Raw genomic sequence first — 9576 nt, forward strand, 5'->3', positions numbered from 1 at the left:
TCGGCCCGCGCGGGCTCGGCGACGTCGGCCGTGACCCCGGCGACCGCGTCGAGCACCTCGCGGCCCGTCGTGACCAGCACGGCACGCCCGTCGCGGACCGCCTGGTGCACGCCGGCGGACTGCTGCGACGTGACCGGCCCGGGGACGCCCATCGTCACGCGGCCCAGGGCGTCGGCCCAGTACAGCGTGTTGAGCGAGCCGCTGCGGCGTGCCGCCTCGACCACGACCGTCCCGACCGCGAGCGCGGCGATGATCCGGTTGCGCGACAGGAAGCGTGAACGCATCGGCACCTGGCCGGGAGCCTGCTCCGAGACGACGAGACCGTCCTGGCCGATCCGGCGCAGGAGCGACGCGTGGGTGCGCGGGTACTCGACGTCGGCCCCGCACGCGAGCACCGCCACAGTCGGCCGGTGCTGCACGAGGGCGCCGCGGTGCGCGGCGGCGTCGATGCCGAACGCCGCGCCACTGACGACGGTGCCGCCCTGGTCGGCCACGTCGGCGGCGATCTCGGCCGCGCAGTCGCTCCCGTAGGCGGTGCACGAGCGGGCGCCGACGACGGCCACCGCCTGCTCCGCGAGCCCGCCGAGGTCGGCGGGACCGCGGACCCAGAGCCCCAACGGCGCCCCGGTGGTGCCTCCGTGCGGCTCCACGTGGTCGAGGTCGTCGAGGCCGACCGGCCACTCGCGGTCGCCCGGCACCACCCATCGCAGGCCCTGCTCGTCGGCGCGGGAGCGGGCGGCGACGACGTCGCGGTCCAGACGCGGTGCAGCGTCGCGCCAGGCGTCCGGCAGGTGCGACGCGAGCGGAGCCCCACCGTCGCGGATCGCCGCCACGACGGCGCCGGCTCCGTGCTCGTCGAGCAGCGGGACCAGGCGGGGGTCGCCGGGCTCGACGACGAGGCTCAGCGCGAGCCGTGCCTCGGCGTCGCGCAGTGCGTCACCCCGACGGAACTGGTCGGTCCGTCCGCTCACGACGTCACCAGGTCGCGCAGCAGCGGCCCGAGGGGCGTGCCCCGGCGGAGCGCGAGGGCGAGCTCGACGTCGTCGACGTCGGGCTGCCCGCCGTCCCGGAGGTCGCACACGGTCCAGGACACCCGCAGGACCCGGTCGGCCGAGCGCGCCGAGAGCCGTTGGCCGCGCAGGTGGGAGTCGACGAGACTTCGGGCGGCGTCGGTGGCCGGCCAGTGCTTGCGCAGGTCGACGCCCGGCACGTCGGCGTTGGCCTGCCAGGGCGTCCCGGCGAGCCGGACGGCCTGACGCTCCCGGGCGCGGCGAACGGCCGGTGCGAGCTGCGCGGTGGAGCGGGCGCCCGTCGTCTCGTGCACCAGCTCGGGGCGGCTGGGTGCGACGAGCGTGCGGTGGATGTCGATGCGGTCGCGCACCGGCCCGGAGATCCGGTCGCGGTAGCGGCGCTGCATGAGCGGTGTGCACTCGCAGGGGTCGCTCACCGAGCCGCCCTGCCCGCACGGGCAGGGGTTCGCGGCGAGCACCAGCTGGAACCGGGCGGGGAACGTGGCGGTCTGCGCCGCGCGCGAGACGACGACGTGACCGGACTCCAGCGGCTGGCGCAGCGCGTCGAGCACGTTCGACGCGAACTCCGGCGCCTCGTCGAGGAAGAGGACGCCGCGGTGGGCGAGGCTGAGCGCGCCCGGTCGGATCCCCCGCTGGCCGCCGCCGACGATGGCCACGGCGCTGGCGGTGTGGTGGGGGTCGACGAACGGGGGACGCTCCACGAGCGGCACGTCCGCCGGCAGCACACCGGCCAGGGAGTGCACCGCGCTGACCTCCAGGGCCTGCTCGCGGGTCAGGTCGGGCAGGAGGCCGGGGAGCCGCTGCGCCAGCATCGTCTTGCCGATGCCGGGCGGACCGGTCATGAGCACGTGGTGGCCCCCGGCAGCAGCCACGACGACGGCGGTCCGGGTGTCCTCCTGCCCGGCCACGTCGGCGAGGTCGAGCCCGGCCACCCGGTCGACGTAGGCGTGCCCGAGCCCAGCGCCCTCCTCGAGCGGCGGCACGGGCGGGTCGTCCGGCTCCTCCTCCCCCGTGAGGAGCGCGACCACCTGGCGCAGGGACCGCACGCCGACGACCTGCACCCCGCTCACGAGCTCGGCCTCTCCCACGTTCGACTCCGGCACGAACACCCGTCCGAACCCTGCCTCGGCGGCGGCGACCGTCGCCGGGAGCACCCCGCGGACCGCACGGAGGCGACCGTCGAGGGCGAGCTCGCCGATGAAGACGGCGCCCGCCGTGGCCTCGACCGGCACCAGCGTCTTCTCCACGAACATCGCCACCCCGATCGCGAGGTCGTAGTGCGACCCGGTCTTCGGCAGCGTCGACGGGGCGAGGTTGATGGTCACGCGCTGGTCGGGCCACGTCGTCCCGGAGTTGACGACCGCGGCGCGCACCCGGTCGCGTGCCTCGTTGACGATCGTGTCGGCCAGACCGACCACGATCGTCTTGGGCAGACCCGAGGAGATGTCGACCTCCACCTCGATCGCCCGACCGGTCAGCCCGTCGAGGGTCACCGAGTGCGTCGCCGCCATCAGGCCACCCCACCCATGCGCTCGACCACCGGGCCGCCCCGCCGCGGGATCCGCACCGACACCACGTCGATCCGCACCGCCGCCGGCTCCACCTCCTGCGCCTGCAGCCACGCGGACGCCGCGCGCCGCAGCCGAGCCGCCTTGCGCGCCGAGACCGACTCGAACCCCGTCCCGTGACGCGAGCTCGTCCGCGTCTTGACCTCGCAGAACACGATCGTGTCGCCGTCCCTCGCCACCAGGTCGAGCTCACCCCAGCGGCACGTCCACCTCCGCTCCAGGATCGTCATCCCCAGCGACTCCAGGTGCCGCGCCGCCACCTGCTCCCCGTACCGCCCCAGCGCGTCGTTGCGTGCCTGACTCATGCCCCCAGCCTCGCCACACCACGACACCCACGACAGACCCCTCGCGCGGGCTGTGGACGACCGGGACCAGCCCGGCGAAGGGCCTGTGGACGTGCTCAGGAGCGGGTCGGCGCGACCTGCTCGACGTACTCGACGACGTTGCCGTCACCGTGGCGGGCGACGAGCCGTCGGCCGTTCGGCCCGGGCATCGGACCGTCCAGCAGGTCTCCCCCAGCGTCCAGCACGGCGTCGACGACGACGTCGAGGTCGCGGACGATGATCGTCGCGGCGCGGGAACGGGCGGCCTCGTCAGCGCCCTCGAGCAGGAGGAAGGGGCCGACCCACGCCAGCCGCACCGGCCCGAACGTGAACACGTGCACGTCCGAGGTTTCCGCCAGGCGCTCGTACAGCGGCAGCGCGGCGTCGATGCTTCCCACCGGGATGCGCGCCAGGACGGCCACGACGTTCGCCGGCCTCTCGTCCACGAGGCGCCTCAGGCGGAGGGGATCTTCACGTCGGAGTCGGCGAGCTCCTCGACGTTCACGTCCTTGAAGGTGAGCACCTTGACGTTCTTGGCAAAGCGGGCCGGACGGTAGATGTCCCACACCCAGGCGTCGTTCATGGACACCTCGAAGTAGGCGTCGCCGGTCTCGGAGCGGACCTTCACGTCGACCGCGTTGCAGAGGTAGAAGCGACGGTCGGTCTCGACGACGTACTTGAAGATCTTCACGACGTCGCGGTACTCGCGGTACAGCGCGAGCTCGGCCTCGGTCTCGTACTTCTCGAGGTCCTCTGCGCTCATCTGCCCTCCACGGCCTGCTCGATCGTGCTCGTCGTGTCGCTCCCCGGAACACTACCGGCCAGGACCGCGCAGCCGGGCAGGCTCCACGAACGTCGGTGGTGGTCGCTCGGGCCGTGCTGACGCAGCGCCTCGACGTGCGCGGGCGACGCGTAGCCCTTGTTCTCGTGCCAGCCGTACTGCGGGTGCTCCTGCGCGAGCTCGACCATGAGCGCGTCACGCGCCGTCTTCGCCAGGATGCTCGCGGCGGCAACCGCGGCGCAGCGCAGGTCGGCCTTCACCACGGTGACGACGGGCGGGAAGCTCGGCCCGGGTGCGTCGAGGAGCGACGGCTGCACGGGCGCGCTCAGGTAGTCGTGGTTGCCGTCGAGCAGCACGAGGTCGGGCGTGGGGTCGAGGTCGACGAGCGCACGGTGCGCGGCGAGCCGCATCGCGGCCATGATGCCTACCGCGTCGATCTCCGCGGGCGACGCGTGACCGACCCCGTAGCCCGCGCCGTGGGTGGTGGCCCACCGGCGGATGCGTGGCGCGAGCCGCGCGCGGGCGTCGGGCGAGAGCAGCTTGCTGTCGCGCACGCCCTGCGGTGCTGTGCGGGTCCGCTCGGTGACGGCCACGACGCCGACGCTGACCGGACCGCTCAGCGCGCCGCGGCCGACCTCGTCGGCGCAGGCGAGCACGGTGCAGCGCTCGCGCAGGAGGCTGCGCTCGAACCGGAGGCTCGGACGTCCTGTCACTGCTGCTGCGTCACTCGCGCTTCGCGGGCGGGTCGTCGGGCACCTCGGCGAACGCGTCGGTGTCACGGATGAAGCCCATCCGCTTCCACGGCCACACCCGGACCCACGCCTTGCCGACGACGGCGTCGACGGGGATGAAGCCGCCGCCCGGGTCGCCCTGGTGGACGCGTGAGTCGGCAGAGTTGCCGCGGTTGTCGCCCTCGACCCACAGGTGGTCCTTGGGGACGATCACGTCGAAGCGGGTCTCGCTGTTGGCGGCGGGGTCGCGCAGGTACGGCTCGTCGATGGACGTGCCGTTGACCGTGAGCCGGCCCTGCTCGTCGCAGCAGGCGACGCGGTCGCCGCCGACGCCGACGACGCGCTTGATGAGGTGGCCGCCGGTCGGGAAGAGACCGACGACCTCCAGCGCCTTCTGGACCGGGTTGCTGGCCTTGGCGTCCTCGCTGGCGTCGAGCCATCCCCCGGGGTCGTCGAACACGACGATGTCGCCACGCTGCGGATCGCCGGTCCAGTAGGAGACCTTCTGGACGAGGATCTTGTCGTTGACGAGCATCGTCGGTTCCATCGACTCCGACGGGATGTAGAACGCCTGCAGGAAGAAGGCCTTGACCACCACGGCCATCACCATCGCGATGACGACGAGGAGGATCGACTCCTGCCAGACGGGCAGCTGGCGCTTCTTCACGGTCTCACTCACGACGTGAGCCTAGACGCAGGAGCCACAGCGAGCAGGTGGGCACGCGGGGGACCTCAGTCCTCGCGCTTCTCCTTGATCTTCGCGGCCTTGCCGCGCAGCGAGCGGAGGTAGTAGAGCTTCGCGCGACGCACGTCGCCGCGGGTCGCGACCTCGATCTTCTCGATGACGGGCGTGTGCAGCGGGAAGGTGCGCTCGACGCCGACGCCGAAGCTGACCTTGCGCACCGTGAAGGTGCGGCCGATGCCCGAGCCCTGCAGCTTGATGCAGACGCCCTGGAACACCTGGACGCGGGAGCGGTTGCCCTCGACGACCTTGACGTGGACCTTGAGGGTGTCGCCGGCGCGGAACGCGGGGACGTCGTCGCGACGGGACTCGGCTGCGACCTGGTCGACCAGGTTGGTCATGATCTACTCCTCGCCGGTGCCACAGGTCACCCACGGAAAACGATGGTGAAAGAGAAAGGGTCGTGCGGCGTCGGTCAGCGGCTCCCCTGTGGCAGAACCGCGATGCGCCAGCAGCCAAGTATTCCACACGGGTCGAGGGTTCCCGAAACCGGCACCGGCGCCCGGCGGGGGTGCCGGGCCATGGGCGGCGAAGGGCACAGCGGGGGTGCCGGGCCGTGGGCGGCAAGCCAACACAGAACGCCACGAGGGCACCTGCCCGAGCAGGTGCCCTCGTGGGGTCTGGGGTGCGAGGCGTGCTCAGTCGAGCGCGTAGCCCTCGCTGCCGTGGAGCACGCTGTCGATGCCGGCGACCTCCTCCTCCTCGGTGACGCGGAAGCCGATCGTGGCGTCGATGATCTTGGCGATCACGAACGCGACGACGAAGCTGTAGAGCGCCACGGCGACGGCGGGGATCAGCTGGACGATGAACTGCTCCAGGTTGCCGCCGCCGGTGAACAGGCCCGTGTCGATGGCGAAGAAGCCGAGGTACAGCGTGCCGAGGACACCGGCGACCAGGTGCAGGCCGACCACGTCGAGCGAGTCGTCGAAGCCGAGCTTGTACTTGAGGTCGATGGCGACCGCACAGACAGCACCGGCGACGAGGCCGAGCACGATGGACCAGAACGGCGTCAGGTTGGCGCACGACGGCGTGATCGCGACCAGACCGGCCACGACACCGGAGGCGGCGCCGACAGCCGTGGCCTTGCCGTTGCGGAAGTGCTCGATGACGATGAAGCCGAGCGCAGCCGCGGCCGGGCAGACGATCGTGTTGACGATGATCAGCGCGGCGGAGCCGTTGGTGCCGGCCGTGCCGGTAGCGAGGGTGGCGCCGGCGTTGAAGCCGAACCAGCCGAACCACAGGACCGCGGCACCGATGAGGACGAGCGGCACGTTGTGCGGGACCGCGGTCTCCTTGCTGAAGACCTTGCGCTTGCCGAGGACGAGCGCGAGGGCCAGGGCGGCCGCACCGGCGTTGATGTGCACCGCGGTGCCGCCGGCGTAGTCGATCGTGCCGGTGTCGAAGCCGAGTGCCGAGCCGAGGTTGCCGATCCAGCCCGTGAAGGTGGGGACGCCCTGGTCGTCGGTGGTGAAGGAGAAGACCCACGAGGCGACCGGGAAGTAGGCCAGGACGGCGAACAGGCCGGCGAACAGCAGCCACGGGAAGAAGCGGGCGCGGTCGGCGATAGCGCCCGAGATCAGCGCGACCGTGATGATCGCGAACGTCGACCCGAAGGCCGCGTTGGCGAGCACGAAGCTCGCTGCGCCGTCACCCCCGAACGCGGCGTTGGCGGCGTCGTTCAGGGCGAAGTCCGAGAACGGGTTGCCGAGCACACGCGGGATCCAGTCAGCGCTGGAGCCGTCGACGAAGGCCATGTTGAATCCGAACAGCATCCAGAGGACGCCGACGAGTCCGATCGTGCCGAAGCTGAGCATCATCATCGAGACGACGCTCTTGGCCTTCACGAGTCCGCCGTAGAAGAAGGCGACGCCTGGCGTCATGAAGAGCACCAGAGCGGCCGCGATCAGCAGCCAGTACGTGGGAAAATCCATCGAGTTTCTCTCTCCTGGGAGTGAACAGGACCGCAGAGGTCCCGCAGGGGCGGCACACAGCTCCGTTGCTGCGTGTATCCGCCGCCAGTGTCACGACCTGAGGTTTTCTCAGGCTTGCCTGAGAATCACGGGAGGGTTACGGCAGGAGAGCCACTGTTAACTCGATGTTTCGGACGCGTCACCGAGCAGGTCCGGACGTCGCTCGCGGGTGCGCTGCAGGGCCTGCTCGTGCCGCCAGGCGGCGATCGCGCCGTGGTGGCCGGACAGCAGGACGTCGGGCACCGTGTGGCCGCGCCACGTGGCCGGCTTGGTGTACACGGGGTACTCCAGGAGGCCGTCCTCACCGTGCGACTCCTCGGCGAGCGAGGCGGGGTTGCCCATGAAGCCGGGGACGAGGCGCACGACGGCCTCGATCACGGCGAGCGCGGCCACCTCTCCCCCGTTGAGGACGAAGTCGCCGAGGGAGACCTCCTCGACCCGCCAGCGCCGGCGGGCGTGGTCGATGACGCGCTGGTCGATGCCCTCGTAGCGTCCGCACGCGAACACCAGGTGCCGCTCGCGGCTGAGGTCGTGCGCGAGGGACTGCCGGAACGGGGTGCCCGACGGCGTCGGCACCACGACCACGCTGTCGTCGGTGGTGACCGTGTCGAGCGCCTCGCCCCACGGCTCGGGCTTCATGACCATGCCGGCGCCGCCGCCGTAGGGCGTGTCGTCCACGGTGCGGTGCCGGTCGTGGGTGAAGTCGCGCAGGTCGTGCGTCGCGATCTGCAGCAGGCCCTTCTCGCGGGCCCGGCCGGCGAGGGACAGGTCGAGCGCGTCGAGGTACGCCGGGAAGATGGAGACGACGTCGATGCGCAGGGTCGGGGTGTCGGGCTCGCTCATGCGTCGGCACCGCCGGCGGCCCGCTCGGGCTCGGCGACGGTCTGGGCCTCGGGGTCGAGCAGGCCGGGCACGTCGGCGAGCGTCACGTGTCCCGCACCCAGGTCGACGTCGGGGACGAGCGCGACCACGAACGGCACGAGGACGCCGCGCGTGCCCGCGTCGAGGTCGAGCGACAGCAGGTCCTGCTCGGGCAGGTGCAGCACGTCGGAGACGACCCCGACGTCGGTGCCCGCGTGGTCGTGCACGCGCAGGCCGACGAGCTGGTGGTCGTAGTAGGCGTCGTCCTCCTCGGGCACGTCGTCGGGGTCGACGTCGACCTCGAGGACGCGCCCGTGCAGGGCCTCGGCCGCGGTGCGGTCGCCGACGCCCTCCAGACGCAGCAGCAGCCGCCCGGAGTGGTTCCGGGCGGCTGCCACGACGACGGTGCGGTCGCCGGCGACGAGGGTCGTGCCAGGAGCGAAGCGACGCTCCGGCTCGTCGGTGCGGACCTGGACGGCGAGCTCGCCCTTGATGCCGTGGGCCCGGCCGATGCGGCCGACGACGACGCGCACGTCAGGTCCTCAGCGCTGGCGGTCGACGTCCACGAAGTCGATGCGGGCACCCTTGGTGCCGGCGATCGCTCCGGTGACGGTGCGGATCGCCGACGCGGTACGACCGGAGCGGCCGATCACCTTGCCGAGGTCGGCAGGGTTGACCCGCACCTCGAAGAGGTCGCCCCGGCGGGTCGACGCGGCGCGCACGTCGACCTCGTCGGGGTGGTCGACGATGGCCGACACGAGGTGCTCGATGACCTCCTGCGTGCGACCGGCCACGATCAGGACTCGGTGCTCTCGGCCTCGGCGGGCGCCTCGGCAGCGGTGTCCTCGGCCTTCGGCTCCTCGGCGGGCGCCTCGTCAGCCTTCTTCGCGGCCTTCTTCTTGGTGGTCGCGTCGGTCTTGGGCTCCGAGTGCAGCTCCTTGAGGGCGGCGTCGAACAGGGCGGCCTTGTCGGCCTTCGGCTCGGGCTGCTTGAGCGTGCTGGTGCCACCGATGTCGCCGGTGATCTTGAGCAGCGCGGCGACGGCCTCGGTGGGCTGGGCGCCGACGCCGAGCCAGTACTGGGCGCGCTCGGAGACGACGTGGATCGTCGACGGCTCGGTCTTCGGGTTGTACGTGCCGATCTCCTCGATCACGCGACCGTCGCGCTTGGTGCGCGAGTCGGCGACGACGATGCGGTAGTACGGGGTGCGGATCTTGCCCATCCGCTTCAGGCGAATCTTGACGGCCACGGGTGTGGTGTCTCCTCAGGTCTCTGTGGTGGGGTGACGTGGCGAGCCGGGTGGGGTCACGACTCGGTCACGAAGCTGGTGGGCCCAGCGGTCGGGGTGAGAGGGTCCCGGCCGCGGCGGACACAAGGCGACATTCTGCCAGACGACGTCCACCAGGACCACATCGCCTCGCGGGTCCCGTTCAGCGGTCCGGAGCACCGTCGTCGAAGCGACCGTGCCGGCCGGCCCCGGCCACGAAGCGCGCCGCACCCGCGACGGCCTCCGCGGCGACGACGGGCAGCCCGCCGGCACCCTCGGCGCGCAGCGCGTCGGCCACCGGG

The 9576-nt window shown here is 72.1% G+C and carries 13 protein-coding genes; all 13 read right to left on the reverse strand.

The window, feature by feature from the left end; translation table 11 throughout:
- On the reverse strand, positions 1-971 hold a 971-nt coding region (locus tag NH339_RS15665), incomplete at its 3' end, for a DNA-processing protein DprA (protein WP_253026967.1).
- Complete coding sequence (locus tag NH339_RS15670) at positions 968-2542, reverse strand: YifB family Mg chelatase-like AAA ATPase (protein ID WP_253026968.1); 1575 nt, start codon at positions 2540-2542, stop codon at positions 968-970. The genes NH339_RS15665 and NH339_RS15670, both read right to left, overlap by 4 nt.
- Positions 2542-2904 carry a YraN family protein gene (locus tag NH339_RS15675; RefSeq protein ID WP_253026969.1) on the reverse strand — a complete coding sequence of 121 codons (363 nt, stop codon included), beginning with the start codon at positions 2902-2904 and terminating at the stop codon, positions 2542-2544. Before NH339_RS15675 ends, NH339_RS15670 begins: the two co-directional genes overlap by 1 nt.
- Before the next feature lie 95 nt (positions 2905-2999).
- Complete coding sequence (locus NH339_RS15680) at positions 3000-3368, reverse strand: VOC family protein (RefSeq protein ID WP_253026970.1); 369 nt, start codon at positions 3366-3368, stop codon at positions 3000-3002.
- Between the two features lie 8 nt (positions 3369-3376).
- On the reverse strand, positions 3377-3685 hold the full coding sequence (locus tag NH339_RS15685; RefSeq protein WP_067856607.1) for a DUF2469 domain-containing protein: 309 nt from the start codon (positions 3683-3685) through the stop codon (positions 3377-3379).
- Positions 3682-4416 carry a ribonuclease HII gene (locus NH339_RS15690; RefSeq protein ID WP_253026971.1) on the reverse strand — a complete coding sequence of 245 codons (735 nt, stop codon included), beginning with the start codon at positions 4414-4416 and terminating at the stop codon, positions 3682-3684. Before NH339_RS15690 ends, NH339_RS15685 begins: the two co-directional genes overlap by 4 nt.
- A gap of 10 nt (positions 4417-4426) precedes the next feature.
- Positions 4427-5113, reverse strand: a complete 687-nt coding sequence (gene lepB, locus NH339_RS15695; protein WP_253026972.1) for a signal peptidase I — start codon at positions 5111-5113, stop codon at positions 4427-4429.
- A gap of 53 nt (positions 5114-5166) precedes the next feature.
- Complete coding sequence (gene rplS / locus NH339_RS15700; protein WP_067856601.1) at positions 5167-5517, reverse strand: 50S ribosomal protein L19; 351 nt, start codon at positions 5515-5517, stop codon at positions 5167-5169.
- Positions 5518-5814: 297 nt separating this feature from the next.
- Positions 5815-7107 carry an ammonium transporter gene (locus NH339_RS15705; protein WP_253026973.1) on the reverse strand — a complete coding sequence of 431 codons (1293 nt, stop codon included), beginning with the start codon at positions 7105-7107 and terminating at the stop codon, positions 5815-5817.
- 156 nt (positions 7108-7263) lie between these two features.
- Positions 7264-7965, reverse strand: coding sequence for a tRNA (guanosine(37)-N1)-methyltransferase TrmD (gene trmD / locus NH339_RS15710; protein ID WP_253026976.1), 702 nt, complete (start codon positions 7963-7965; stop codon positions 7264-7266).
- Positions 7966-7985: 20 nt separating this feature from the next.
- A complete protein-coding gene (rimM, locus tag NH339_RS15715) occupies positions 7986-8540 on the reverse strand; it encodes a ribosome maturation factor RimM (RefSeq protein ID WP_253026974.1) in 555 nt (184 codons plus the stop codon).
- A 9-nt stretch (positions 8541-8549) separates the two neighbouring features.
- Positions 8550-8801: an RNA-binding protein gene (locus tag NH339_RS15720; RefSeq protein WP_067856593.1), complete on the reverse strand. Its 252-nt coding sequence runs from the start codon at positions 8799-8801 to the stop codon at positions 8550-8552.
- Between the two features lie 2 nt (positions 8802-8803).
- Complete coding sequence (gene rpsP, locus NH339_RS15725; protein ID WP_253026975.1) at positions 8804-9256, reverse strand: 30S ribosomal protein S16; 453 nt, start codon at positions 9254-9256, stop codon at positions 8804-8806.
- Positions 9257-9576: the final 320 nt, after the last annotated feature.

Origin of the sequence: Aeromicrobium sp. CnD17-E (assembly GCF_024124745.1) — a bacterium.
In the GTDB taxonomy this organism is placed as follows: Bacteria; Actinomycetota; Actinomycetes; order Propionibacteriales; family Nocardioidaceae; genus Aeromicrobium.